This window comes from Viridibacterium curvum, assembly GCF_039544165.1.
Lineage (GTDB): Bacteria > Pseudomonadota > Gammaproteobacteria > Burkholderiales > Rhodocyclaceae > Viridibacterium > Viridibacterium curvum.
In genome coordinates, this window is the sequence record NZ_BAABLD010000001.1 from 22,310 (window position 1) to 44,937 (window position 22,628).

The 22,628-nt window shown below is 63.9% G+C and carries 27 protein-coding genes; 9 read left to right on the forward strand and 18 right to left on the reverse strand.

Annotated features, from left to right (window positions below):
- Window positions 1-82 precede the first annotated feature (82 nt).
- The 8 genes from ABEA02_RS00085 to ABEA02_RS00120 all read right to left on the reverse strand — a co-directional run bounded on the left by ABEA02_RS00085 (window position 83) and on the right by ABEA02_RS00120 (window position 7,799).
- Window positions 83-511 carry an FKBP-type peptidyl-prolyl cis-trans isomerase gene (locus ABEA02_RS00085; protein ID WP_345530776.1) on the reverse strand — a complete coding sequence of 143 codons (429 nt, stop codon included), beginning with the start codon at window positions 509-511 and terminating at the stop codon, window positions 83-85.
- Window positions 508-1,005: a signal peptidase II gene (lspA, locus tag ABEA02_RS00090; RefSeq protein WP_345530777.1), complete on the reverse strand. Its 498-nt coding sequence runs from the start codon at window positions 1,003-1,005 to the stop codon at window positions 508-510. Before lspA ends, ABEA02_RS00085 begins: the two co-directional genes overlap by 4 nt.
- Window positions 1,002-3,815, reverse strand: a complete 2,814-nt coding sequence (gene ileS / locus ABEA02_RS00095) for an isoleucine--tRNA ligase (protein WP_345530778.1) — start codon at window positions 3,813-3,815, stop codon at window positions 1,002-1,004. The genes lspA and ileS overlap by 4 nt, the downstream gene beginning before the upstream one ends.
- Before the next feature lie 20 nt (window positions 3,816-3,835).
- Window positions 3,836-4,771 carry a bifunctional riboflavin kinase/FAD synthetase gene (locus ABEA02_RS00100; protein WP_345530779.1) on the reverse strand — a complete coding sequence of 312 codons (936 nt, stop codon included), beginning with the start codon at window positions 4,769-4,771 and terminating at the stop codon, window positions 3,836-3,838.
- Window positions 4,772-4,841: 70 nt separating this feature from the next.
- A complete protein-coding gene (locus ABEA02_RS00105) occupies window positions 4,842-5,963 on the reverse strand; it encodes a rhomboid family intramembrane serine protease (RefSeq protein WP_345530780.1) in 1,122 nt (373 codons plus the stop codon).
- A gap of 20 nt (window positions 5,964-5,983) precedes the next feature.
- Window positions 5,984-6,334 carry a hypothetical protein gene (locus ABEA02_RS00110; RefSeq protein ID WP_345530781.1) on the reverse strand — a complete coding sequence of 117 codons (351 nt, stop codon included), beginning with the start codon at window positions 6,332-6,334 and terminating at the stop codon, window positions 5,984-5,986.
- A gap of 65 nt (window positions 6,335-6,399) precedes the next feature.
- Entirely contained in the window at window positions 6,400-6,852 is a 453-nt protein-coding gene (locus tag ABEA02_RS00115; RefSeq protein ID WP_345530782.1) for a hypothetical protein, read from the reverse strand.
- Between the two features lie 110 nt (window positions 6,853-6,962).
- Entirely contained in the window at window positions 6,963-7,799 is an 837-nt protein-coding gene (locus tag ABEA02_RS00120; protein WP_345530783.1) for a hypothetical protein, read from the reverse strand.
- 222 nt (window positions 7,800-8,021) lie between these two features.
- On the opposite strand from ABEA02_RS00120, the gene ABEA02_RS00125 reads away from it, so the two are divergent.
- Together ABEA02_RS00125 and ABEA02_RS00130 are read left to right on the forward strand one after the other, a co-directional pair.
- Window positions 8,022-8,789, forward strand: a complete 768-nt coding sequence (locus tag ABEA02_RS00125) for a ParA family protein (RefSeq protein ID WP_345530784.1) — start codon at window positions 8,022-8,024, stop codon at window positions 8,787-8,789.
- 115 nt (window positions 8,790-8,904) lie between these two features.
- On the forward strand, window positions 8,905-9,717 hold the full coding sequence (locus ABEA02_RS00130; RefSeq protein WP_345530785.1) for a polyphosphate kinase 2 family protein: 813 nt from the start codon (window positions 8,905-8,907) through the stop codon (window positions 9,715-9,717).
- A 103-nt stretch (window positions 9,718-9,820) separates the two neighbouring features.
- On the opposite strand, the gene ABEA02_RS00135 is transcribed toward ABEA02_RS00130, so the two are convergent.
- The 6 genes from ABEA02_RS00135 to ABEA02_RS00160 all read right to left on the reverse strand — a co-directional run bounded on the left by ABEA02_RS00135 (window position 9,821) and on the right by ABEA02_RS00160 (window position 12,771).
- Complete coding sequence (locus ABEA02_RS00135) at window positions 9,821-10,033, reverse strand: DUF3565 domain-containing protein (RefSeq protein WP_345530786.1); 213 nt, start codon at window positions 10,031-10,033, stop codon at window positions 9,821-9,823.
- 2 nt (window positions 10,034-10,035) lie between these two features.
- A complete protein-coding gene (locus tag ABEA02_RS00140; protein WP_345530787.1) occupies window positions 10,036-10,443 on the reverse strand; it encodes a cupin domain-containing protein in 408 nt (135 codons plus the stop codon).
- 55 nt (window positions 10,444-10,498) lie between these two features.
- Entirely contained in the window at window positions 10,499-10,903 is a 405-nt protein-coding gene (locus ABEA02_RS00145) for a hypothetical protein (protein ID WP_345530788.1), read from the reverse strand.
- Window positions 10,904-10,977: 74 nt separating this feature from the next.
- Complete coding sequence (locus ABEA02_RS00150; RefSeq protein WP_345530789.1) at window positions 10,978-11,241, reverse strand: hypothetical protein; 264 nt, start codon at window positions 11,239-11,241, stop codon at window positions 10,978-10,980.
- 40 nt (window positions 11,242-11,281) lie between these two features.
- Window positions 11,282-11,497, reverse strand: a complete 216-nt coding sequence (locus ABEA02_RS00155; RefSeq protein ID WP_345530790.1) for a hypothetical protein — start codon at window positions 11,495-11,497, stop codon at window positions 11,282-11,284.
- Window positions 11,494-12,771: a glutamate-5-semialdehyde dehydrogenase gene (locus ABEA02_RS00160; RefSeq protein WP_345530791.1), complete on the reverse strand. Its 1,278-nt coding sequence runs from the start codon at window positions 12,769-12,771 to the stop codon at window positions 11,494-11,496. Before ABEA02_RS00160 ends, ABEA02_RS00155 begins: the two co-directional genes overlap by 4 nt.
- 172 nt (window positions 12,772-12,943) lie before the next feature.
- Here ABEA02_RS00160 and ABEA02_RS00165 point away from each other — a divergent pair, with 172 nt between their 5' ends.
- Window positions 12,944-14,254: an MFS transporter gene (locus ABEA02_RS00165; RefSeq protein ID WP_345530792.1), complete on the forward strand. Its 1,311-nt coding sequence runs from the start codon at window positions 12,944-12,946 to the stop codon at window positions 14,252-14,254.
- Here the strand turns inward: ABEA02_RS00165 and ABEA02_RS00170 are convergent.
- From ABEA02_RS00170 to ABEA02_RS00185, 4 genes are all read right to left on the reverse strand, one after another.
- Window positions 14,227-15,282: an extracellular solute-binding protein gene (locus ABEA02_RS00170; RefSeq protein WP_345530793.1), complete on the reverse strand. Its 1,056-nt coding sequence runs from the start codon at window positions 15,280-15,282 to the stop codon at window positions 14,227-14,229. The genes ABEA02_RS00165 and ABEA02_RS00170 overlap by 28 nt on opposite strands.
- A 245-nt stretch (window positions 15,283-15,527) precedes the next feature.
- Window positions 15,528-16,538, reverse strand: a complete 1,011-nt coding sequence (gene holA, locus ABEA02_RS00175) for a DNA polymerase III subunit delta (protein ID WP_345530794.1) — start codon at window positions 16,536-16,538, stop codon at window positions 15,528-15,530.
- Between the two features lie 10 nt (window positions 16,539-16,548).
- Window positions 16,549-17,100 (reverse strand): LPS-assembly lipoprotein LptE, encoded by a 552-nt coding sequence (locus ABEA02_RS00180; protein ID WP_345530795.1) that lies wholly within the window; start codon window positions 17,098-17,100, stop codon window positions 16,549-16,551.
- A 71-nt stretch (window positions 17,101-17,171) separates the two neighbouring features.
- The gene (locus tag ABEA02_RS00185) at window positions 17,172-17,990 is read right to left on the reverse strand and encodes an effector binding domain-containing protein (protein WP_345530796.1); all 819 of its coding nucleotides are present in this window, start codon (window positions 17,988-17,990) and stop codon (window positions 17,172-17,174) included.
- A gap of 159 nt (window positions 17,991-18,149) precedes the next feature.
- On the opposite strand from ABEA02_RS00185, the gene phnC reads away from it, so the two are divergent.
- The 6 genes from phnC to ABEA02_RS00215 all read left to right on the forward strand — a co-directional run bounded on the left by phnC (window position 18,150) and on the right by ABEA02_RS00215 (window position 22,579).
- Entirely contained in the window at window positions 18,150-18,977 is an 828-nt protein-coding gene (gene phnC, locus ABEA02_RS00190; RefSeq protein WP_345530797.1) for a phosphonate ABC transporter ATP-binding protein, read from the forward strand.
- A gap of 34 nt (window positions 18,978-19,011) precedes the next feature.
- Window positions 19,012-19,986 (forward strand): phosphonate ABC transporter substrate-binding protein, encoded by a 975-nt coding sequence (gene phnD / locus ABEA02_RS00195; protein WP_345530798.1) that lies wholly within the window; start codon window positions 19,012-19,014, stop codon window positions 19,984-19,986.
- 87 nt (window positions 19,987-20,073) lie between these two features.
- Entirely contained in the window at window positions 20,074-20,901 is an 828-nt protein-coding gene (gene phnE / locus ABEA02_RS00200) for a phosphonate ABC transporter, permease protein PhnE (RefSeq protein WP_345530799.1), read from the forward strand.
- A 9-nt stretch (window positions 20,902-20,910) separates the two neighbouring features.
- The gene (locus ABEA02_RS00205) at window positions 20,911-21,450 is read left to right on the forward strand and encodes an HD domain-containing protein (protein ID WP_345530800.1); all 540 of its coding nucleotides are present in this window, start codon (window positions 20,911-20,913) and stop codon (window positions 21,448-21,450) included.
- Window positions 21,447-21,923, forward strand: coding sequence for a GNAT family N-acetyltransferase (locus ABEA02_RS00210; RefSeq protein WP_345530801.1), 477 nt, complete (start codon window positions 21,447-21,449; stop codon window positions 21,921-21,923). Before ABEA02_RS00205 ends, ABEA02_RS00210 begins: the two co-directional genes overlap by 4 nt.
- Window positions 21,924-21,931: 8 nt before the next feature.
- Window positions 21,932-22,579, forward strand: a complete 648-nt coding sequence (locus tag ABEA02_RS00215; protein WP_345530802.1) for a DapH/DapD/GlmU-related protein — start codon at window positions 21,932-21,934, stop codon at window positions 22,577-22,579.
- Window positions 22,580-22,628: the final 49 nt, after the last annotated feature.

Sequence of the window (22,628 nt, forward strand, 5' to 3'; positions counted from 1 at the left end):
GAGGAGTAAGGAGTGAGGAGTGAGGAGCGGTGGCTGTGTGGTGGTTTACTCCTCACTCCTAACTCCTGTCTCCTCTCGGCAGTTAGATGACGCCGATGATTTCAACGTCGACATCGACAGCCTTGCCAGCCATCGGGTGGTTGAAGTCGATGAGGGCGTATTCATCGGTCAGCTCGCGCACCAGGCCGGGGTAGGTGCTACCGTCAGGTGCCGGGAAAGAATAGACCGTGTCGACCTCAAGATACAGCGTGGGCGGAATGTGCTGGCGTGCGACCTTCTCGACGAGCTGCTCGCTGTAGCTGCCGAAGGCTTCGCCGGGGCCGAAGTGAAAGGTTTCGCGCGCACCCGGGCCAAGGCCGATCAGGCGCGCTTCGAGCGCCGGGCTCAGCTCACCGGCACCGAGCTGCATGGTGGCCGGCGTCGCCTCGAAGGTCGAGATCAGGGTCATGCCGGTCGCGGGATGCGTGACACGGAAATTGAGAGTGACGAGGCTGTTGGCGTGAATGCTCATGATGAAACCTGTTTGTGCGAGTTGTCACGCGATTCGCGGAACTGGGCGATCAGCATGAGCGCAACGCCTACGCAGATCGCCGAATCAGCAATGTTGAATGCAGGCCAGTGGTGGCCGGCGACATGGAAGTCGAGGAAGTCGACGACCTTGCCGTAGGCGATACGGTCGATGACGTTGCCAATGGCGCCACCGACGACCAGCGAGAAGGCCAGCGGCTGCAGGCGTTCATTCTGGTGGCGGTGGATCATCGTCAGCAACCAGGCGCTCACGCCGAAAGCCAGTGCGGTGAAGAACCAGCGTTGCCAGCCCGAGTGATCGGCGAGGAAGCTGAACGCGGCGCCCGGGTTGTAACGCAGCACGAGGTTGAAGAAGCTGGTGACCGGGAAGCCATCACCTTCAAACGCGAATGTCTGCAAGGCCCACAGCTTGGTGAGCTGGTCGAGCGCCATCACCAGCAGGATGACGCCCAACCACAAGCCGAAACGGCGACTCATGCGCGACTCCGTGCTTCCCCTGCGCCGTGCAGGTTGTCATCGCAGCGACCACACAGCTCGGGGTGCGCTGCATTGCGGCCCACGTCGGCGCGGTAGTGCCAGCAGCGCGCGCACTTGGTGTGCGCACTGGGTGTCACCGAAATGCCTTCGTCGGACGATTCCGTCACCCTGGCTTGCGAAGTGATGAAGACGAAACGCAGGTCGTCGCCCAGCGATGTCAGCGCACGGTACTTGTCGCCGCTGGCGCGTACTTCGACTTCGGCCTGCAGTGAGGAGCCGACCTTGCCTTCGGTACGCACGGCTTCGATCTGCTTCGCCACATCGGCACGCACGGTGCGGATCAGTTCCCAACGGCTTGCGTCAGCCGCGTAATCGTCGGTTGCGTAACCTGCCGTGACGGCAGCCGTTGCTTCTGCTGCGTCGAACCACTGGTGCAGCATCACGCTGTCGTCGTCCCGGCCAGTGATGACCTGCCAGGCTTCTTCCGCCGTGAAGGACAGGATGGGCGCCATCAGGCGCACAAGGGTGTGCGTGATGTAGTACAGCGTGGTCTGCGCCGAACGGCGTGCAACAGACTTCGGTGCGCTGGTGTAGAGACGATCCTTGAGGATGTCGAGGTAGAAGGCACCGAGATCTTCGGAGCAGAAAACCTGCAGGCGCTGCACGACCTTGTGGAACTCGTAGGTGCCATAGTCCGCCTGGCACGCCGTGTTGAGCTGGGTAGTGAGCCACAGCGCGTAGCGGTCGATGTCGAAGCACTCTTCGGGCTTCACCTTGTCCGCATCGAAATCGAAGTCGGCCGTGTTGGCGAGCAGGAATCTCAAGGTGTTGCGCACGCGGCGATAGCCTTCAACAACGCGATCGAGGATTTCCTTGCTGATCGACACTTCGCCCGAGTAGTCGGTCGAGGCGGCCCAGAGGCGCAGGATTTCGGACCCCAGCTTGTCCGACACTTCCTGCGGCACCACGGTGTTGCCGAGCGATTTGCTCATCTTGCGGCCCTGGCCGTCGACGACGAAGCCGTGTGTGAGCAGGGCCTTGTAGGGCGCGCGGCCATCGATGGTGCAACCGGTGAGCAAGGACGAGTGGAACCAGCCGCGATGCTGGTCCGAGCCTTCGAGGTAGAGATCGGCCGGGAAGGCATGGTCGGCAGCGTGTGAGCCGCGCATGACGTGGTCGTGCGTGGTGCCGGAGTCGAACCACACGTCCAGCGTGTCGCTGATCTTGTCGTACTGCGCCGCTTCGGCGCCGAGCAGCTCGGCCGCATCCAGCGAGAACCAGGCTTCGATGCCGGCTTTCTCGACGCGCTTGGCCACCTCTTCCATCAGCTCGGCGGTGCGCGGATGCAGCTCACCCGTCTCCTTGTGCAGGAAGAAGGGGATAGGCACGCCCCAGTTGCGCTGGCGCGAGATGCACCAGTCGGGCCGGTTGGCGAGCATGGCGTGCAGGCGCGGCTTGCCCCAGGCGGGGAAGAAGGCCGTGTCTTCGACAGCCTGCAGCGCGCGCTCGCGCAGCGAGCTCGTATTGTCGGGACGCGTGTCCATGCCGACGAACCACTGCGCGGTGGCGCGGTAGATCAGCGGCGTCTTGTGGCGCCAGCAGTGCATGTAGCTGTGCGAGATGGACTCATGCTTGAGCAAGGCACCGACTTCGCGCAGTTTCTCGACGATGTTCGGGTTGGCCTTCCAGATGAACTGGCCGCCGAAGAATTCGAGGCTGGGAACATAGACGCCCGAACCCTGCACGGGATTGAGGATCTCGTCGAAGCCGCGGCCGTTCGCGCGCCAGATGTTGAAGTCGTCAACACCATAGGCCGGTGCGCAGTGCACGATGCCGGTACCGGCGTCGACACCGACGTACTCGGCGAGATAGACGGGCGAGATGCGGTCGTAGAACGGATGCTTGAACTCGATGCTGGCGAGGCGCGCGCCTTCGGCCTTGCCGATCACTTCGCCCTGCAGGCCGTAACGCTTCAAGCAAGATTCAACCAGGTCGGCCGCCAGCACCAGCAGCTTGTCGCCCACATCGACGAGCGCGTACTCCAGCTCCGGATGGATGTTGAGCGCCTGATTGGCCGGGATGGTCCAAGGGGTCGTCGTCCAGATGACGGCGTAGCCGGGCTTGGGTAGCGAATCGAGCTGGAATGCGACGGCGAGCTGCTCGGGCTGTGCGCAGGCGAAGGCCACGTCGATGGCATCCGACTTCTTGTCTTCGTATTCCACCTCGGCTTCAGCCAGCGCGGAGCCGCAATCGAAGCACCAGTTCACCGGCTTGAGGCCCTTGAACACCCAGCCGTTCTTCACCATCTTGGCGAGCGAGCGGATTTCGCCGGCCTCGTTGCCGAAGTCCATGGTGCGATACGGATTGTTCCAGTCACCGAGCACGCCGAGGCGGATGAAGTCCTTGCGCTGACCGTCGATCTGCTCGGCAGCGTAGGCGCGGCACAGCTCGCGCACCTTGTCGGCGGGCAGGTGCTTGCCGTGCGTGACTTCGACCTTGTGTTCGATCGGCAGGCCGTGGCAGTCCCAGCCTGGCACGTAGGGCGCGTCGAAACCGGCGAGCGTCTTCGAGCGGACGATGATGTCCTTGAGGATCTTGTTCAGCGCGTGGCCGATGTGGATGTTGCCGTTGGCATAGGGCGGGCCGTCGTGCAGGATGAACTGCGGACGGCCACGCGACGCCTTGCGGATCTTTTCGTACAGCTTCTTCTGTTGCCATTGCTGCACCCAGCCGGGTTCGCGCTTGGGCAAATCACCGCGCATCGGGAACGCGGTATCGGGCATGTTCAGGGTCGGTTTGTAGTCAGCCATGGTGTTCTCGGTTCAATCTTTCAGAATGTCTGTTCGCTGGCGAAGTATCTGCGGACCTGATTGCAATCTTCATCGATTGCCGATTTCAGTGCGTCCAGCGAGTCGTACTTCGCTTCGTCGCGGATCTTGCGCCAGAAGCGCACGGAGAGCCGCTGGTGATAGAGGTCGCCAGCGAAGTCGAGGACGAAGACTTCGAGTCGCAGCGCCAGCCTGTCACCGATCGTGGGCCTGACCCCAATACTGCATGCGCCAGGGGCATGGCGCAGGGGTCCTCCGTCGACGGTGACCGCGAAAATGCCACTCAAGGGCATCGTGGTCTGGCGTAGCTGGATATTGGCGGTGGGAAAGCCGATGGTGCGGCCGATCTTGTCGCCGTGCATGACGCGGCCGACGACTTCGAACGGCGCGCCGAGCAGCATGTTGGCGTGAACCATGTCGCCGGCGAGCATGGCTTCGCGCACAGCGGAGCTGGAGACACGTTCGCCGCCGAAATCCACGGTGTCGAGAGATTCGACCTCAAAGCCGAACTCGCGGCCTGCCTGCTGCAGCATCGCGAAGTCGCCTTCGCGGCCCTTGCCGAAGCGGAAGTCATCACCAATCATCAGGTGGCGGACGCGCAGGCCTTGCACGAGGATCTTCTCGATGAATTCGCGCGCGGTGAGCGAGGCGAATTGCCTGTTGAAGGCCTGGACATGAACGCGGTCAACGCTCTGTTTGGCGAGCAGGTCGAGCTTGCGGCGCAGGCTGGTGAGGCGGGGAGGCGCATCGTCAGGTGCGAAGAATTCGCGCGGCAGCGGCTCGAAGGTCATGACTGTCGCGGGCAGGCCGAGCATGGCCGCGCGCAGGCGCAGCCTTGCGAGCAAAGCCTGGTGGCCAAGGTGCACACCATCGAAGTTGCCGATGGTCAGCACACAGGGCTGGTTGCCGAAGCGGGGGATGCCCCTGAAAACCTGCATAACTGCCTGAGAAAAAAGGGCGAATTATAGCAGGACAGGTCCGGGAGCCGGCCACGCGCGGACCGGGCGGCTAGGGCGCACGCGACGGACCGTTCTGCGCGGCGCGGGCCTCGATCAGGGCGCTTTGCGCTTCGATGAGATGCTGCTCTGCCTGTTGCAACAGGCTCTGGCGGCCGCTGCGCAGCCCCTCGGCGAGCATCTGCAGTCCCTGCAGGCGCAGCGTGGTATAGCGCAGCAGGGCATGATGACGTTCGCGATCGGCTTCATTGACCTCTTCGCTGCCGAGGCGCTCGATCTGTTGCTGCCAAGCCGGGATGACGCGTGTCTCCAGTAGTTCTGCAGCATCCATCGGCATCAACTGGCGTTGCCGCAAACCTTGCAGCACAGCCTGAAGTTGCTGGTTCAGCACCGCGTCGTGCAGTGCGAGGCTCTGGGTGATCTCGGCGAACTCGACTTTGCGTTGCCAGGTGATGGCTGTTTTCGGCGCACGAACCCACAGGAAGGTCGCACAGCACAGCAGGGCCAGCGTACCAAGCCAGAAGCGCTTCTGCCGCCACGGCGAACGGGCGATGCCAGCGATGGGGCGTTGCACACTGAGCGCCATCAGTACGCCAGCCAGCAGCCCCCCGATGTGGGCGGCGTTATCGATGCCTTCCAGCGTGAAGCCGGCGAACAGCGAATAGCCCATGAAGACGATCAGGGTGCTGCGCATGGGGTTGAACAGGCTGCCGGGCATGCGTTGGCGGTTCTGCAGTAGCCATACGAGCAGGGCGCCGTAGAGGCCGAAGATGGCGCCCGAGGCGCCCACGCTGAGCGTTTGCGCCTTCCACCAGATGCTGGCGAGGCTGCCCAGCAAACCGCTGCCGAAGTAGAGCACCAGCATGCCGCAGCGGCCGTAGATGCGTTCGATGAACAGGCCGGCCTGCCACAGCGACAGCATGTTGAGACCGATATGCAGCAGGCTGCCATGCGCGAAGATCGCGGTCAGCAGACGCCAGACCTCGCCCTCCTGCACCTTGAGGCCGGACACACCGCCGAACTGCAGCAGAACCGGCGAAGGCAGGCTCCAGACCCAGCCGGCTTTCCATTGTTCCAGCGCGAAGACCACGACACAGCACGCAATGAGGCATTGCGTGAGCCGGATACGGGGAACGCGCTTTTCCAGCGCGTCGAAGAACTCGTCTTCGGTCAAGGCGTCAGAGGCCAGCGGCCTCAGTGCTTGCGTGCGTCAAGCACGGCTTGCGACTTGGCCTTCTGGCGATCAACGTCCGCAGCGCGGATGGCGGATTTCTGCTCGTCGCTGAGTGGCTTGCCTGTCGTCAGTTCGAGGCTGGCGATCACGCGCTCGGCCGGGTTGGTGATACGGCTGGGGGCAGGGCGCGCGTTGTCCACAACCGCGCGCTTGACCTGCGCGATGTCGGCAACGGTCTTGACGAAGGCTTCGTCAGCCTTGCGCATCTGCGTGTTGAGCCAGGCCGTCTGGGCAGGCGTCAGCTGCACGGGTTGCGCATGCAGGGATAGCGATGACAGGGCAAACAGGATGGCAGCGAATAGCGTGCGCATCGGGGACTCCGTGGAGGTCTCAGGGGACTTCAGGCTTTGGCGATCGTACAGGTTTCGTGTTGAGGCTAATCGATTCGCCACTTGAACTGCAACACGACAGCGCCATCGACATAAGGTTTCACGGTGGGCACAACATAAGCCTGGACGCCGAAGCGCTGGATACGCCACTCCGCGAAGGGCATCACCAGGGGTACGACGGCGGCGTGGTGATAGCCGGTTGACAGGCCAGCCGTGACGCCGATGCGCACGCCGTCGGCGGGTTGCCACAGGGCGTAGTTGGCCGTGCCGAAGAAAGCCGCGCGGCGCAGGCTGTTCTTGAACACGCCGACGCTCCACGACAGCTTCTCGTCGTAGTCACGTTCGTAGCCAATGCCCGGATTGACTTCGTTGTGGCCGAGGTCGCGCTCGAAGTGATATGAAAAACCGCCGAAAGTCAGCTGTTGTGCGGCTTGCAGCGGCGTGAAAACGAGCGCGAGGCAGCAAGGCAACAGGAAACGGATCGCGAAGGGGATCGACATGGTGCGCGGGGGTTCCGAGAGCGGGACGAAGCCCGGAGCGCGCATTGTACTGGTTACGATCTCCCCCACGGATCCCGGACGCCGAAGGTTTTCGGGCGGCATTTCCGGCTTTAGCGCATCCAGCGTGTGCGGCGCAGGCACATGAAAAGCAGCAGTCCGCAGCCCGCCAGCAGGGGGGCTGCGGGTTCCGGCACCGGGCTGACGTCGGCCCAGGTCGTACCGATGCGCAGACGGTCGATCAGCACCGTGTCGCCAGCATCCAGGTTGGCGCTGCGCAGGCCCAGCCATTGCAGCGACGAAAGGCCGGAGTTGCCGGTAAAGCTGGCATCCGCTGCACCCGCTGTGGCGGCGTCCGGGTTGAACCAGAGATCGAAGCGATCATAGTTTCCGCTGCCGGATTTGCTCAGGCGCCCCACCAGGGTGAAGGTCTGTCCGGCGGTGACGTTACTGCCGGCGGCAAAGCTGCCGGCCGTGCCACGCGTGCGCACGAACACATCATTGACGCCGCTGCCGTTGGCCTTGATGCCAAGCTGTGGTGTGTTGGTATGGCTGCCCGTGGTCACGTTGTCGAACCACAGCGATACGAAATCGTTGTTGTTGAGCGTGCCGCTGGCCAGCTGCATCTCGAAGGACACGAACACTTCGCTGCCAGCGTAGGCCGTTGCCAGCGAGCGCCATGCTGCGCTGTTGTTGTTGCCGCTGATTGCCAAGGCCCGATTGCCGGAAAGGTCAACGAGCGGATCCACGACCGAAGCGTTGGCCGAGGCAATCCAGCTGCCGGCCCAGCCGCTGCCGCCGTTCTGGCCGCTCAGGGCGCCTGTGCCATAGTTGAAGTCGTCCTGTGCCAGCAGGGCCGCTGTGGCGGGATGCAGGCTGGCGGTCAGAACAATGCCAAGGCCAAGCAGGGCGCTGTAGCAGGTGCGACTGAAATTCCTGAGTGCAAACATGGTGATAGCTCCTGATCGAGCATGTCGATGTGCGCACTGTAGGGGCCGACAATTTGCGCGGCGTGGAACTATTTAACGAAAACCATAAAAACAATAAAATTAACAATTTCGCAAGAGTGGATGGGTCTCGGGATGCAATGCAGCACGCGCCATGGCGCGCCAGCCGCGGAGGTGGTGTGATTTTTGGCACAATGCAGCAAAGTCACGAACGGGAGTCATGCCATGAAGCGCGTCGTGTTCAACCAGAAGGGCGGCGTCGGCAAATCGACCATCGCCTGCAACCTCGCCGCGATTGCCGCCTCGCAAGGCAAGCGCACCTTGCTGGTCGACCTCGACCCGCAAGGCAATTCCACCCACTACCTGCTGGGCCATGCCGCGCCCGAAGGCAGCAACACCGTTGCCGAGTTGTTTGAGCAGACCCTGTCCGTGCGCTTCGAGCATGCGCCAGCCAGTGACTACGTGCAGCAGACGCCTTTCGCGCAGCTGTCGCTCATGGCCTCGTCTCCAAGACTCGAAGAGCTGATGGGCAAGCTCGAATCGCGGTACAAGATCTTCAAGCTGCGCGAGGCCCTCGAAGAACTGAGCGAAGCGTTCGACTACGTCTACATCGACACGCCGCCCGCACTCAACTTCTACACGCGCTCGGCCCTCATCGCCGCCGACAGCTGCCTGATCCCCTTCGACTGCGACGACTTCTCGCGCCGCGCGCTCTACGCCCTCCTCGAAAACGTTGAAGAAATCCGCAGCGACCACAACGACAACCTGCACGTCGAAGGCATCGTCGTGAACCAGTTCCAGCCACGCGCCAGTCTGCCCCAGCGCATCGTGCAGGAACTCAAGGATGAAGGCCTGCCCATTCTCGCCAACTACCTCTCGGCCTCCGTACGCATACGCGAATCGCACCAGCTCGCCAGGCCCATGATCCACCTCGATGCGAAGCACAAGCTCACGCAGGAATACGTTGCCCTGCATGACTCGCTGAACGGTTGACTCGCCTCCGATCTGTCGGTGCGACTTCAGTCGCACACCACTGTGGTCAGGTCAGCCGAAGTCGGCCCTACAATCCGTCCTCGAATCTGTTCAGGCAGATCAAGGAGGTACTTCAATGACACGTCTGTCATCCTGGCGCATAGCCCACGGCCATTCACTGGCACTTAGCAGCTTCGACCCTTCCGCCAAACCGTTCAGCCAGGGCGACAAGGCGACTGACAAGGCACGCATTGCCGAGCTCTCCGAGCAGATCGGCGCGGTGCAGGAACGCCTCTACGCGACGCGCCAACGCAGCCTGCTCATCGTGCTGCAGGGCATGGACACCAGCGGCAAGGACGGCACTGTGCGCAGCGTGTTCTCGGGCATCAATCCGCAGGGCGTGCGCGTCGTCAGCTTCAAGGCGCCGACGCAGGAGGAGCGCGAGCACGATTTCCTGTGGCGCGTGCATCGCCACGTACCTGCTGCGGGCGAGATCGCCATCTTCAACCGCAGCCATTACGAAGACGTGCTCATCACCCGGGTGAAGGGCTGGATCGACGACGCAGAGGCCGAGCGTCGCCTCGCGCACATCCGTCACTTCGAGCAGTTGCTGGCGGATCGGGGCACAGCCATCCTCAAATGCTTCCTGCACATCAGCAAGGACGAACAGAAAGCGCGCCTCGAAGAGCGCCTTGCCGATCCTGCAAAGCACTGGAAGTTCGACCCTGCCGATCTCGTGGAGCGCAAAGCCTGGGACGACTATCAGTGCGTCTATGCCGAAGCGTTATCGGCGACGAGCGAAGCACACGCGCCCTGGTATGTGGTGCCTGCCAACTCTAAAACGCATCGCAACCTGATGGTTGCCGAGCTGGTGCTGGAGGCCTTGCAGGGCATGAAGCTGGAACCGCCGCAAGCGAATCCGGCGTTGGCAGGGATGAAGGTGGCGTAGAGGGCATGGCGCACCGCTGATTGAGTCGTTGGCAATCTGGCGCTTGAGCTGTAGGTGCGACTTCAGTCGCACGCAAGACTTTGCTGACCGACTGAAGTCGGCCCTACACGGCCGGCATGTCGCGTGGCGCGCCTTCATCGCACTTGCGACAGTTCAGTAAACGGCCCAGCGTCGCTGTGCGGCCTGCTTCGGTGATCACCCAAGGGCGGTTTGTCCAGGGCGGGTTGTGGCGCACGTGCTGGTTGTGGCCGCAGGCGAGCTCGGCGACCCAGTGTTGTTCCTCGTCGAGATGGAAGCCGACGATGGCTTGCTCCATGCTCAGCCGGCCTGCTGTGCGTCCGGAATGTACGCGCGCACGCTTTCCTGCTCGTTCGCGTCATTGCGGGCCACCAGCGCAATCGCGGCCTCGCTGTTGCTGAGGTTCACCGGCTGATGCGGCACGCCGGCCGGGATGAACAGGAAGTCGCCTTCGCGGTTGATGCAGGATTTCGACAGGTTCTCGCCGTAGAACGTCTGCACTTCACCCTTGAGGATGTAGATCGCCGTCTCGAATCCGTCGTGGTAGTGCGGTTGCGCTTTGGCGGCAGCGGGAATCACGACGACGTTCATCGAGATGCCCGTCGCGCCGGCCGTCATTGCAGAGATGCCTACGTAGTTGGGCAGTTTCTGCAGCGTCTCGACGGCGACTTCGGGGCGGACGGTGATGATTTCTGCGTTGATGTTCATGATGGCTCCTCGGCTGGGTAGGGTGGAGGTCTCTCTCCGCTCGACGCGCTGAGTGTTACTTGCGCTTGTCCCGGATTGCTCTCAGACGGGCAAGGGACTTCTGTGCGGGCTGGCTGATCTCAAGAGCCATTTCACTACCCTCACAACGTGATGTCCGGTTGCGATCATCAATGAAAAGGATGTAGGTGTAGCCAGGCAGCATGTGAACGCTGCAGTTGGAGGTGTCTTCGAACACGATGCCGGTTTTGCCGGAGGCCTGGGGCTTGAACGCTTCAAGCACTTTGTACGAGACACGAACATCTTCTTGCTCGCCAGGCATCAACTCAGCCGATGTCACCTGGACGTATGCGACGGATGCTGCTCTTTCATACATGGCGTCCAGGCTGGCATTTCCGCATTTGCAGGCAGATGCATTACTGCTACACATCATCAGCATCAGGAATACAAATGCACGGGGCATCGGGAATACCTCTTGAGCGCAGCGCGTGGGCTCACCGAGCCCACCCTAATTGGCTCGGGGTAGCGCGTTGGGCGTCAGGGGAAAAACGCTTTGAGAGTGGCGATTACCAACGCGACTGCAGTGATTACGATAAAAGCGATCGTGTTGCTTGCTACTTTTGTTTTTTGCCGGTTTGAAAGCTCTTCACGCTTGGGTGGCGAAAGGTGAGATCCATCATATCCAACGAGCTTTTCCGTTTCTGCAGGGGGCTGTTTGCTGAAGAGCTTAAGCCACCCGGTAGTTTCCAGGAGTGCAAAGACGGCGAAGCCGGTGAGCGCAAGGAGAAGCCATTTAGTCATAGCGGAGCCGGCGGAAACTATTCACTCAGGACGACAAGCCTCACCGCCCCGCCCAGCAATTGATAATCCCCAGCACCAGCAGCGCCATCCCCGTCCACCAGAGGATGCCGCCTGGTTGGCGCATGTACTGGTGTGCCTCGCTGAAGGGGGCGAAGGTGAGGAACTTGTGTTCCTTGTGGCGGAAGAAGGTCCAGGCGACGAGGCAGAAGGCGATGCCGATAAGTAGCAGCGCTACGCCCAGCGTGTAGTTGCTCACGCACGCACCTCGCCGTTGCCGAAGACGATCCATTTCTGCGACGTGAGGCCTTCGAGGCCGACGGGGCCGCGGGCGTGGATCTTGTCGGTGGAGATGCCGATCTCGGCGCCGAGGCCGTATTCGAAGCCGTCGGCGAAGCGCGTGGAGGCGTTGATCATCACGGAGGCGGAATCCACCTCGCGCAGGAAGCGCATGCTCTTCGTGTAGTTCTCGCTGATGATGGCTTCGGTGTGCTGCGAGCTGTACTTGTTGATGTGCGCGATGGCTTCATCCAGCCCGGCTACGATCTTGATGGCGAGGATGGGGGCGAGGTATTCCTCGTACCAGTCCTGCTCGGTGGCCTCTACAAGCTTGGCGCCGGGAATGTCGGCGGCCTTGAGGATGGCGAGCGATTCGGCGCAGGCGTGCATCTCGTTTTCCTTGCGGGCAAGCATGCGGCCGATGTCGGGCAGGAAGCGCCGGGCGACGCTGCGCGCGACGAGCAGGGACTCGGCGGTATTGCAGGTGCCGTAGCGCTGGGTCTTGGCGTTCTCGACGATGGGCAGCACCTTGGCGGCATCGGCGTCGTCGTCGATGTAGACGTGGCAGTTGCCGTCGAGGTGCTTGATGACGGGCACGCGCGCCTCGCGGCTGATGCGTTCGATGAGGCCCTTGCCACCGCGCGGCACGATGACGTCGACGTACTCGGGCATGGTGATGAGCGCGCCAACGGCGGCGCGGTCGGTGGTCTCGATGACCTGCACGCCGGTGGCGGGCAGGCCGGCGGCGGCGAGGCCGTCACGCACGCAGGCGGCAATTGCCTGGTTGCAGTGCAGGGCTTCCTTGCCGCCTCTCAATATGGTGGCGTTACCACTCTTGATGCACAGGCCGGCAGCGTCGGCGGTCACGTTGGGGCGGGCTTCGTAGATGATGCCGATGACGCCCAGTGGCACGCGCATGTGGCCGACCTGGATGCCGCTGGGGCGGCGCTTGACGTTGGTGATTTCGCCGATGGGGTCGGGCAGGGCAGCGATCTGCTCGAGGCCTTGCGCCATGCTCTCCACCCCTTTGGCGCTGAGGGTGAGGCGGTCGATCATCGCGGCTTCGAGGCCGTCGGCGCGGGCCTGTTCGAGGTCGCGCGCGTTGGCGGCGAGCAGGTCGGTGCTGCGCTCGCGGACGAGGCGGGCGATGGTGTTGAGGGCTGTGTTCTTGGCGGCAGTGGAGGCGGAGGCCATGGCGCGCGAGGCGCTGCGGGCATTCTGGCCGACGGTCTGCATGTATTGCTGGATGTCCATGGTCTGGCGCGTGAAGCAGATGGGGAATCCGGAATTAGAGCATTGATGCGGTGCAGGGCCAAGTCGGTGAGGGGCGTCGTTCTACGTGCAAGCTTGTGCGGGGGTATTGCAGCCCTTGACCCTGCATGCCTGCGTCGCCAGACTGTGCGCCCGTTTTTGCCCCTGATTGCCCGTGTCCGGCCTGTCCCTGCTTTCCCGCTTGCTTCCTGCTTCGGTGCCCGTCGATTCGCTGTGGCGCGACCGCGACTTCATGCGCCTGTTCCTCGCCACCTTCCTGACCGTGCTGGGTACGGCGGTGTCGCAGATGGCGCTGCCGCTGACGGCCGTGCAGCACCTGCACGCAAGTGCGACCGAGATGGGCATCCTCGCTGCCTGTCAGCTGTTGCCTTTCGTGACCGTGGGCTTACCGGCCGGGGTGTGGATCGACCGCAGCGCGAAGCGTCGTCTGGCGGTGATGTTCGATCTGTTCTCGGCGGTCGGGCTGGCGCTGGTGCCGCTGGGGGCGTGGTTCGGCTTTCTGTCCATGCCCTTGCTGTCCGTGGTGGGCTTCATGGTGTCGACGACCGAGGCGATTGGCGGCTCGGCGCTGCAGGTGTTCGTGACACAGCTGGTGGGGCGCGAGCGGCTGGTGATGGCAAACAGCCGGCTGGCGGTGGCCTCGTCCGTGGCCTTTGTGATCGGCCCGGCGCTGGCGGCTTTGCTGGTGGCCATGCTGGGTGCGCCGATGGCGGTGAGTCTCGATGCGCTGAGCTTCGTGTGCTCGGCGGCGCTGGTCGGCAGCATTGCGCATCGCGAAGTGCTGGCGCCAGCGACGGGTGACTCGCTGCTGGCACAGATGCGCGAGGGCCTGATGCTGGTGTGGCACAACCGCGTGCTGCGCGCCCTGGTGGGCGTGGTGGCGGTGTGGATCATCCTCAACGATGCGTTCAAGGCGCTGTACGTGCTGCATGTGACGCGCAACCTTGGACTGGGCGCCGGCGATGTGGCGCTTATCAACACGCTGGGGGCGCTGGGCGGGTTGGCCGGAGCGCCTTTGGCGCATTGGCTGGAGCAAAGGCGCGGTATCCGCGATGCGCTGGTGCTGGGGGTGCTGGTGGCGGCGCTGGGTTACCTCGCGTTTGCCATGCCGCAGGCCGACTGGCGCTGGAGCAATCTGGCGGCGGGGGCGGCGCTTTTTGTGGTCGATTGTGGCGCGGCGATCTACGTCATCAACTACCTGAGCCTGCGTCAGGCGGTGACGCCCGATGCCCTGCTGGGCCGCATGGTGACAAGCATGCGCTTCGTGACGATCTTGCCTGGGCCGCTGGGCACGATTGCGCTGGGCATGACGGCCGATGCGCAAGGCGTGAGAGCCACCCTGTGGATGCTGGGTGCGGGCTGCATGGCGATGGGCCTGGCAGCCTGGTGGGGTTTGCCGCGAGGCATGGGGCGTTCAGCCTCGGCCAAAGCGGCCAATCAGGGCGTGGCGGCTGGGGGGGACTGAACCGGCGCGGCGGTCGGTACGGATTGCGGGCGCGGCACAGCGCCGCGCGCACCGGCCATGAAGCGCTCCCATTGGCGGGCGCGGTTGAGCGGGGCTTCAACGGGTTCCAGCCAGACCAGCTTGTCGCGATCTGCCCGTGGGCCGGACTGGGCTTCGCGCAGGGTGTTGGAGAGGCCCTGGTTCTCCGTAAGGTGTTGCGCCACATTGCTGCTGAGCATGTGGTTGAGCCAGGCGTGGGCGAGAGATTTGTCGCTGGTGTGGCTGAGCACCGCCCAGCAGTCCAGCCAGGCCAGGGCGCCTTCGCTGGGCAGTACGTAGCCGACATCGAAGCCAGCCTTGCGCAGCAGGCGCACCTGTTGGTCGCCGTAGTTGGCGAAGGCCAGCGCGATGTCGTGGTCACGGAATAGCGTGACGAGGTCTTCGGGGGTGGCGTAGAAGCGTGGCTCGTTGTTGCGCAACGACAGAAGGCGGTTGAATGTGCTGCGGAACTGCTCGCCTTCGAGCTTGAATGGCGTGCGCACACCCAGACTCAGCGCGGTGAAGCTGAAGTGATGGCTGCCGCTGTTGTGCAGGGCGATACGCTGCTGGTAGCGCGGGTCCCACAGGGCGCTCATTGACCGAGGCGCTTCCTTGACGAACTTGCGGTTGTAGATGAGACCCATGGCCGAGTAGGTGAAGGGCAGGGCCCAGGTCTTGCCGTCGGCCACGACGCCCGGGATGTTGCCGGCGCGGAAGCGACGTAGCTGTTGATGCACGTTGGGCAGGTTGCTGCTGTCCAGCGGCAGGACCAGGTTTTTCTCCATGTAGCGCCGCAGTTCGGCGGTGTTGACGGCCAGCACGTCGAAATGGCGTTCATCGCTGAGGTTGGCGCGCTCCCAAAGCTCCTCGTCAGAAGTGACTTCGACCAGCTCGACGCTGACCTTGTGGCGCAGCTCGAAGGCGCGCACTGCTTCGGGAGCGACGTATCCCGGCCAGCTGAGGACCCGCAGCGTCTCGGCGGCCTGCGCGCTGTGGGCAAATAGCCCCATCCCGCAAAGGAATGCGGCCGCGAAGACTCGCGGGTGCCGGAGGCGCAGGAGACGCTTGAGCTGATTGGCCGTATGCAGCATGGTCTGGGCTGAGCAGAGCGGGCAGGGTGGCGAACGGGGAGGGGAACCAGGTCCGCGTACAGCCCTTGGCTGCGGGCAAGTGCGGATGCCCGCCGAGAATAACAGAAAGCCTGCGGGCTTATGCCAATGGCCTGCCATGGGTTCCGATGGGCGAAAGGGGGCAATCAGGCGGCGCGCAGGCGCAGCGCCAGTTGCAGGAATTCGTCCCACACGTCGCCATCGGTGAGGCCCTTGGCCATGCGGTCGATGCGTGCGGCATGCATCAGCGCGGCCCGCAGCGTGGCGCCACGCAGGCGCTGGGCGGCGCGCTTGAAGGGCTGCTGGCGCGGGCCGAATACGCGCTCGTTCTTCAGTGCAGAATCAATTGGCTGGCCGGCGTCGATGGCCGCACGGATGTTGGCCAGCGTGCGGATCTCGTTGGCCAGCGCCCACAGCACCAGTGGTGCGGCAGCGCCTTCGCCCTGCAGGCCTTCGAGCAGGCGCGCGCAGCGGGCGGCGTCGCCTTCGACGAGAGCAACGCGCAGTTTTTCCGTGTCGTAGCGCGCAACGTGCAGCACGGCATCTTCAACCTGGGCTGTGTCGAGCTTGCCGGCGGGGTAGAGCAGGCCGAGTTTCTGGATTTCCTGGTGGGCGGCGAGCAGGTTCCCTTCAACGTGTTCGGCAATGAACACGAGGGCGTCGCGTTCGGCGCTCTGCTGCTGGCGCGCGAGCCGCCCGGCAATCCACTGCGGCAAGCCCGCCAGATCGGGCGCGTTGCACTCTACCGTGACGCCAGCTTCGGTCAGCGCGACGAACCAGCTCGCCTTGCGCGCAGCCCAGTCCATCAGCGGCAGGGTGATCAGCGTAATCACGCCGCCCTGGGGGTCGAGTTCGCTGGCGAAGCGGGTCAGGAATTCGCCGCCATTGCGCCCGGGCTTGCCGGTGGGCATGCGCAGGTCGACGAGCTTGAGGTCGCCGAACAGCGACATGTTGCCGCCAGCGAGACCGAATTCTTCCCACTTGAAGTGCTGGGTCACCATCAGCACCTCGCGCTCGGTGACGCCCTTGGCGCGCGCCGCAGCACGAATGGTGTCCCCGGCCTCGATGGTCAGCAGCGGCTCGTCGCCATGCACCACGTAGAGCGGCGCCAGCTGGCCTTCGAGGTGCGCGGCGAGTTGCTCGGGGCGCAGGTTCATGGCGGTGCGCTCAGCGCGCGGCAGGGGCTGCGGTCGGCGCCGATGCAGCCGGAGCTGGCGCGTTCGGGTCGATGCGGATGGCGGCGAGGCGCCGCATGATCTGCTGCACGAGGTCTGCTTGCATGTCGCGCTGGAGGATGAGTTCTTCCTGCTCCTTGGCCAGCGCGATGTTGTCGTTGTAGGTGATGTCACGCGTGACGGCGATCTCGGCCAGCGACATCACTTCGCGGCCTGCCTTGTCGAGTACGCGGAAGCGGAATTGCCGCTTGAGCTGGAATTCACGCACGGTACCGCCCGAGCTCAGCGAGAGAATGTTCTTCTCTCGGTTGTCGGCGACCACGATCATCCTGACCTCGGCATCGGACGCCGTGCTGACAGCCTCGGTCGTGCCCGTGGTGCGCAGTTGGCGCCGCAGGTCGTTGGCGAGGTCGGAATACTCGCTCATGCCCAGGTGAATCGTCTTGAAAGCCATGGCCTGCGGGCCACGCAGGTGAAAACCGCAGGCGGCCAGCGACAGGCTGAGCACGAGGAGCAGGGCGAACTGGCGGGAGGATTGCAGCATTGGGGGCCGGGAGCAGGGAAGGCGGAGGCCGCCATTGTACCGCCCCCCGCGCTGCGATCAGGCCACCGCGATCAGGCGATGGGGATGTGGATATCCACCTCGGACAGCGGGTGCTGCGGGCCCTTGAAGCGCTCGTCGTGCAGTTCGAACTGTGGCCCCAGCTGGTGGCGCAGCTGCCAGACCGGCTCCAGCGATTCCCAGATCTGGCGGTAGGTCTCGACCACGGCGATGGCCGGGCCGACATGGGTGAAGCGGGCGTAGCGCTGGGCGGGGATCACCAGGCGCTCCATGCCCTCGGGCACGGGCGTACCAGGTTCGGAGCCCCAGCTGGCGTAGTAGCGGAAGCGCTCGGCGCTCTCCGGCACCCCAACGCCGTAGGCGCGCTGCGGGTAGGCCTTGGGGACGATTTCGTGACTGCGCACGATGAAGTTCTGCCACAGGACCGGGATGGGTGTGGGGTCTTCGCAGAGGACGGACATGCCGATGACCTCGAAGGCGGGCAGTTCGACGATGACAGGTTTCAGGGTGGGGCCTTGCATGGGGCTTCCTTTCTCGACGGTGGCAATCAGGCGGTTGAGTTCGTCGAGCAGACGGATGCGGCTGGCGAGGTCGCCCTGCAGGGCCTCGCGGTGTTCGTGCAGGAAGCGGGCAAAGCTCTCTGCATCGTCCAGCAGCCCCTCGGTGACACAGCGCTTGATGGCCTCCAGCGGTACGTCCAGACGGCGCAGCTGCACGATGCGCTCCAACAAGGCAATCTGCTCGGGCCGGTAATAACGATAACCATTGTCCGGATGCAGTTGCGCAGGCGGGAACAGACCGATCTGGTCGTAGTGCCGCAGGGTGCGGCTGGTCACGCCAAGAAGCCTTGCCAGTTCGCCGATCAGGATCATCGTTTGCCGTTCTCCGTGTGCTCAAGCGGCACTGTGGGGTTTGACGCAGCGTCAAGGTCAAGCGCTGCCGCCAACACAAACCCGCAACCAAACCGCAACGAATCCTTAACACCCCGCGCCTAGCATCCCGCCGGTCCAATCAGAAATCCGGGAGCCGCCATGCAGGCCATCAGTGTAACCAGCCTCAGCAAGACCTTCGGCAAGCGCCGAGCGCTCGATGACGTGAGCCTCACGCTCGCGCCGGGCGAGATGGTGGCCCTCATCGGGGCGTCCGGGTCGGGAAAGTCCACCCTTCTGCGTCATCTGTCGGGCTTCGTCGCCGGGGACGCCGGCAGTGGCGAGGTGCGCATCATGGGCGAGCTGGTGCAGAAGAATGGCCGCATCGCGAAGAACGTGCGCCGCGTGCGCTCGCACATCGGCTTCGTGTTCCAGCAGTTCAACCTTGTCGGTCGCCTGACCCTGCTGACCAATGTGCTGACTGGCCAGCTGCATCGCATCCCCACGCATCGTTCGATCTTCAAATTGTTCACGCGTGAAGAGCGCGCACTTGGCCTGAAAGCCTTGGCCGAAGTAGGTATAGACGACTATGCCTTTCAGCGCGCATCAACCCTCTCCGGCGGCCAGCAGCAGCGCGCCGCGATTGCTCGCGCATTGGTGCAGGGCGCCAAGGTGGTGCTCGCAGACGAACCCATCGCCTCGCTGGATCCCGAGTCATCGCGCAAGGTCATGGAGATGCTCACGCGCGTCAATCGCGATCACGGCTGCGCCGTGCTGGTCTCGCTGCACCAGGTCGACGTCGCCATCAAGTACTGCCAGCGCGTTGTCGCCATGCGCGACGGCAAGGTGGTCTTCGATGGCTCGCCCGCTGCGCTCAACACCGCCTTCCTGCAGGAGCTCTACAGCAGCGAAGCCGAGGCTGTGGCCTTCACCAGCGGCGTACCCACGCCCCGTTTCCCCGAGCCGGTTGCCATCCAGGCGGCTGCCTGAACTTACCCGCATTACTCACTGATAGGAGCCAACCATGTTGCGCAAATTCCTCATCGCCGCGCTGGCGACCCTGGGCTGTACGCTGTCGTACGCGCAGGAAATCAACTTCGGCATCATCTCCACGGAAGCGGCCGCCAACCTCAAGGCCGACTGGCAGCCCATCCTCGACGATATGGAGAAGAAGACCGGCTACAAGGTGAAGGCCTACTTCGCCAGCGACTACGCCGGCATCATCGAAGCCATGCGCTTCAAGAAGGTCGACGTGGCCTGGATGGGTAACAAGTCGGCCATGGAAGCGGTGGACCGCGCCGGTGGCGAAGTCTTCGCGCAGACCACCTATGCCGATGGCTCGCCGGGCTACTGGTCGCTGCTTATCACCCACATCGACAGCCCCTACAAGACGCTCGACGATGTGCTGAAGAATGCCAAGAACATCAACTTCGGCCTCGGTGACCCCAACTCCACTTCGGGCACGGCCGTGCCGGGTTACTACGTGTTCGCCCTCAACAAGGTCGACCCGAAAACCGCCTTCAAGACCGCCCGCTCAGCCAACCACGAAGCCAACCTGATGGCAGTGGCCAGCAAGCAGGTCGACGTCGCCACCAACAACACCGAAGTGCTCGACAAGGTCGAAAAGCGCTCGCCCGAGATCGCGAAGAACATCCGCGTGATCTGGAAGTCGCCGCTGATCCCCGCTGACCCCATGGTGTGGCGTGCCGATCTGAATGCCGACATGAAGAAGAAGGTGAAAGAGTTCTTCCTCTCCTACGGCACCGCCACCAACGACCAGGGCAAGCTGGAGATGGCGCGCCTCAACAAGCTGACCTACGGCCTCTTCAAGAACTCTTCCAACACCCAGCTCGTGCCGATCCGCCAGCTCGAACTCGCCAAGGAAAAGCTCAAGATCGAAGCCGACGCCAACCTCGCCGCCGCCGACAAGGAAGCGCGCATCGCCGAGATCGACAAGAAGCTCGCCGCGCTCAACACCTCGCTGGCCTCGGCGAAGTAATCCGCCAGTCGCATTCCACTCATCGCGTAGCTGAGCAGGGCCGGCACCGTCCAGGTGCCGGCCATTGCCGGTCCGCAGGTCACGATCATGTCCAACACTACGCTTGCCGCGCCCGCTGCACCGCCCACAGCCCCGCAGCCATCGCTGCAGAACATGCCGCCGCGCGCCTCGCTGGCCAGCCTCATCGTGTGGGGTCTGCTCTTCGCCGTGCTGGCCGCATCGTGGCAGGGCGCTGACATGCGCCCCATGGCCCTGTTTGCCGACTCCGGCAACATGGCCACCTACATGAAGGATTTCTTCCCGCCGGATTTCCGCGAGTGGCGCATCTACGTCAGCGAGATGCTGGTCACCGTGCAGATTGCCGTGTGGGGCACGGCACTGGCCGTCGTGTGCGCCATTCCCTTCGGGCTGCTGTGCTCGTCCAACATCACGCCATGGTGGGTGCATCAACCGGTGCGCCGCCTCATGGACGCCGCCCGCGCCATCAACGAGATGGTCTTCGCCATGCTCTTCATCGTGGCCGTCGGCCTCGGGCCGTTCGCCGGCGTGCTCGCCCTGTGGGTGCATACCACCGGCATTCTCGCCAAACTGTTTTCTGAAGCCGTCGAGTCCATCGACCCGCGCCCCGTCGAAGGCATTCGTGCCACCGGCGCCAATGCGCTCGAAGAGATCGTCTACGGCGTCATCCCGCAGGTCGTGCCGCTGTGGGTGTCGTACGCGCTCTACCGCTTCGAGTCGAACGTGCGCTCGGCCTCCGTGGTCGGCATGGTCGGCGCGGGCGGCATCGGCGTCATCCTCTACGAAGTGATCCGCAGCTTCCAGTACGCCCAGACCACTACCGTCATGCTCATCATCATCGCCTTCGTGACGGTGATCGACATCCTCTCATCCCGCCTGCGCAAGGCCTTGCTCTGAGCCCGCACCATGAACCAACGACTCACCATTGAAGACATCCAGGCCGTGTTCGAACGCCAGGGCGCCACCTGGTACGGCGACGAGGCCGTCTCGCAACTCGAACACGCCCTGCAGTGTGCGCAGCTCGCCGAGCAGGCGGGTGAGCCGCCCAGCCTCATCCTCGCCGCGCTGCTGCACGACCTCGGCCACCTGCTGATCCAGGAGAGCATGAGCGAAGACCGGCGCCACCAGGACATCCCCGGCCCCTTCATCGACTGGCTGGGCGAGGCCGTCATCGAGCCCATTCGCCTGCATGTCGCGGCCAAGCGCTACCTATGCGCTGTTGACCCGGCATACCACGCCAGCCTGTCGCCCGCCTCGCAGCACACGCTGGCCCTGCAGGGCGGCATCTACAACACGGCCGAAGCCACAGCCTTTGCCGCACTGTCCTTTGCACAGGAGGCCATGCGTCTGCGCCGCTATGATGATCTCGCCAAGGTTCCCGGCCTGCCCACGCCGCCGCTCGCCCACTTCCTGCGCCACGCGCGCGAGATGGCAAACGCCGCATGACGCAGCCATCGACGCAAGCACTCAGCTTGCGCCCCGTGCGCGAAGACGAGTTGCCCCTGCTCGGCACACTGCTCGCCGAACTTGATGGCACGCCACCCCTGCCGCTCGAACGCCTGCAGGCCACCTGGCGCGCCATTCATCGCTACCCCGACTACCAGTGCTACTTCGCCGAGCGCGATGGCGAAGTGATCGGCAGCCTCAGCATGATCGTCTTCCCCGTCTTCGCGCACGACCTTGCCAGCGAAGCCATCATCGAAGCCGTCGTCATCCGCCCCGCGTTTCGCGGCATTGGCCTGGGCCGCGAGATGATCCGCGCCGCCATGCAGATCGCTGCGCAGCGCGGGGCCTACAAGCTCGCCCTCTCCAGCAACCTGCGCCGCCTCGACGCGCACCGTTTCTACGACGGCATGGGCTTCGCGCGTCATGGCTACAGCTTCCACATCGACACTCGCGCCGAAGCGCTCGCTGAATGAGCACCTGAATGAATACCTACGTCGCCGCCCACAACCTGCCGCCGCCAGTGCGCCTCAGCGAAGCGCCCAGCATCGCGCCCGACGCCATCATCCGCGACAGTCACTTCGGCCGCTATACCGAGATCGGCGCCTCCTGCCGCATCGAGCACAGCAGCTTTGGCGACTACAGCTACATCGGCCACCACGGCGACGTGATGGCCGCCGACATCGGCAAGTTCGCCAACATCGCCTCCATGGTGCGCATCGGCCCGACAGCACACCCCACCGAGCGCCCATGCCAGCACCACATCCTCTACCGCGCCAGCATGTACGGTATTGGCGAAGACGATGCCGAGCTCTTCCACTGGCGCCGCCTGCAGCGCGTCACCATCGGCCACGACACCTGGATCGGCCACGGCTCCGTCATCATGCCCGGTGTGCGCATCGGCAATGGCGCCGTGGTTGGCAGCGGAAGCATCGTCACGCGCGACGTTCCTGCCTACACCATCGTCGCCGGCAACCCCGCCAAACCCATCCGCCCACGCTTTGCACGCGCCATAGCCGAGGCGGTAGAGCAGACCGCATGGTGGGACTGGGACCACGCCACGCTGGTGGAGCACATGGACGACCTGCGCGACATGCGGCGCTTTCTCGCGAAGTACGTCGACCAGCCCTGAGAATTTGCGCGCCTGCCTGCATCCTTTTGCAGGGGCCCGCGTCTACCGG

Excerpts from the sequence above, each read along its gene's own strand:
- phnC (WP_345530797.1), top strand. The coding sequence starts at position 18,150 with ATGCAGGCCATCAGTGTAACCAGCCTCAGCAAGACCTTCGGCAAGCGC.
- holA (WP_345530794.1), bottom strand. The coding sequence starts at position 16,538 with ATGAACCTGCGCCCCGAGCAACTCGCCGCGCACCTCGAAGGCCAGCTG.
- ileS (WP_345530778.1), bottom strand. The coding sequence starts at position 3,815 with ATGGCTGACTACAAACCGACCCTGAACATGCCCGATACCGCGTTCCCG.
- ABEA02_RS00125 (WP_345530784.1), top strand. The coding sequence starts at position 8,022 with ATGAAGCGCGTCGTGTTCAACCAGAAGGGCGGCGTCGGCAAATCGACC.
- ABEA02_RS00120 (WP_345530783.1), bottom strand. The coding sequence starts at position 7,799 with ATGTTTGCACTCAGGAATTTCAGTCGCACCTGCTACAGCGCCCTGCTT.
- ABEA02_RS00210 (WP_345530801.1), top strand. The coding sequence starts at position 21,447 with ATGACGCAGCCATCGACGCAAGCACTCAGCTTGCGCCCCGTGCGCGAA.
- ABEA02_RS00205 (WP_345530800.1), top strand. The coding sequence starts at position 20,911 with ATGAACCAACGACTCACCATTGAAGACATCCAGGCCGTGTTCGAACGC.
- ABEA02_RS00100 (WP_345530779.1), bottom strand. The coding sequence starts at position 4,771 with ATGCAGGTTTTCAGGGGCATCCCCCGCTTCGGCAACCAGCCCTGTGTG.
- ABEA02_RS00180 (WP_345530795.1), bottom strand. The coding sequence starts at position 17,100 with ATGCTGCAATCCTCCCGCCAGTTCGCCCTGCTCCTCGTGCTCAGCCTG.
- ABEA02_RS00145 (WP_345530788.1), bottom strand. The coding sequence starts at position 10,903 with ATGCCCCGTGCATTTGTATTCCTGATGCTGATGATGTGTAGCAGTAAT.
- ABEA02_RS00135 (WP_345530786.1), bottom strand. The coding sequence starts at position 10,033 with ATGGAGCAAGCCATCGTCGGCTTCCATCTCGACGAGGAACAACACTGG.
- ABEA02_RS00110 (WP_345530781.1), bottom strand. The coding sequence starts at position 6,334 with ATGCGCACGCTATTCGCTGCCATCCTGTTTGCCCTGTCATCGCTATCC.
- ABEA02_RS00150 (WP_345530789.1), bottom strand. The coding sequence starts at position 11,241 with ATGACTAAATGGCTTCTCCTTGCGCTCACCGGCTTCGCCGTCTTTGCA.
- ABEA02_RS00185 (WP_345530796.1), bottom strand. The coding sequence starts at position 17,990 with ATGATCCTGATCGGCGAACTGGCAAGGCTTCTTGGCGTGACCAGCCGC.
- ABEA02_RS00140 (WP_345530787.1), bottom strand. The coding sequence starts at position 10,443 with ATGAACATCAACGCAGAAATCATCACCGTCCGCCCCGAAGTCGCCGTC.
- ABEA02_RS00215 (WP_345530802.1), top strand. The coding sequence starts at position 21,932 with ATGAATACCTACGTCGCCGCCCACAACCTGCCGCCGCCAGTGCGCCTC.
- ABEA02_RS00085 (WP_345530776.1), bottom strand. The coding sequence starts at position 511 with ATGAGCATTCACGCCAACAGCCTCGTCACTCTCAATTTCCGTGTCACG.
- ABEA02_RS00115 (WP_345530782.1), bottom strand. The coding sequence starts at position 6,852 with ATGTCGATCCCCTTCGCGATCCGTTTCCTGTTGCCTTGCTGCCTCGCG.
- ABEA02_RS00130 (WP_345530785.1), top strand. The coding sequence starts at position 8,905 with ATGACACGTCTGTCATCCTGGCGCATAGCCCACGGCCATTCACTGGCA.
- ABEA02_RS00160 (WP_345530791.1), bottom strand. The coding sequence starts at position 12,771 with ATGGACATCCAGCAATACATGCAGACCGTCGGCCAGAATGCCCGCAGC.
- lspA (WP_345530777.1), bottom strand. The coding sequence starts at position 1,005 with ATGAGTCGCCGTTTCGGCTTGTGGTTGGGCGTCATCCTGCTGGTGATG.
- phnD (WP_345530798.1), top strand. The coding sequence starts at position 19,012 with ATGTTGCGCAAATTCCTCATCGCCGCGCTGGCGACCCTGGGCTGTACG.
- ABEA02_RS00170 (WP_345530793.1), bottom strand. The coding sequence starts at position 15,282 with ATGGGGCTATTTGCCCACAGCGCGCAGGCCGCCGAGACGCTGCGGGTC.
- phnE (WP_345530799.1), top strand. The coding sequence starts at position 20,074 with ATGTCCAACACTACGCTTGCCGCGCCCGCTGCACCGCCCACAGCCCCG.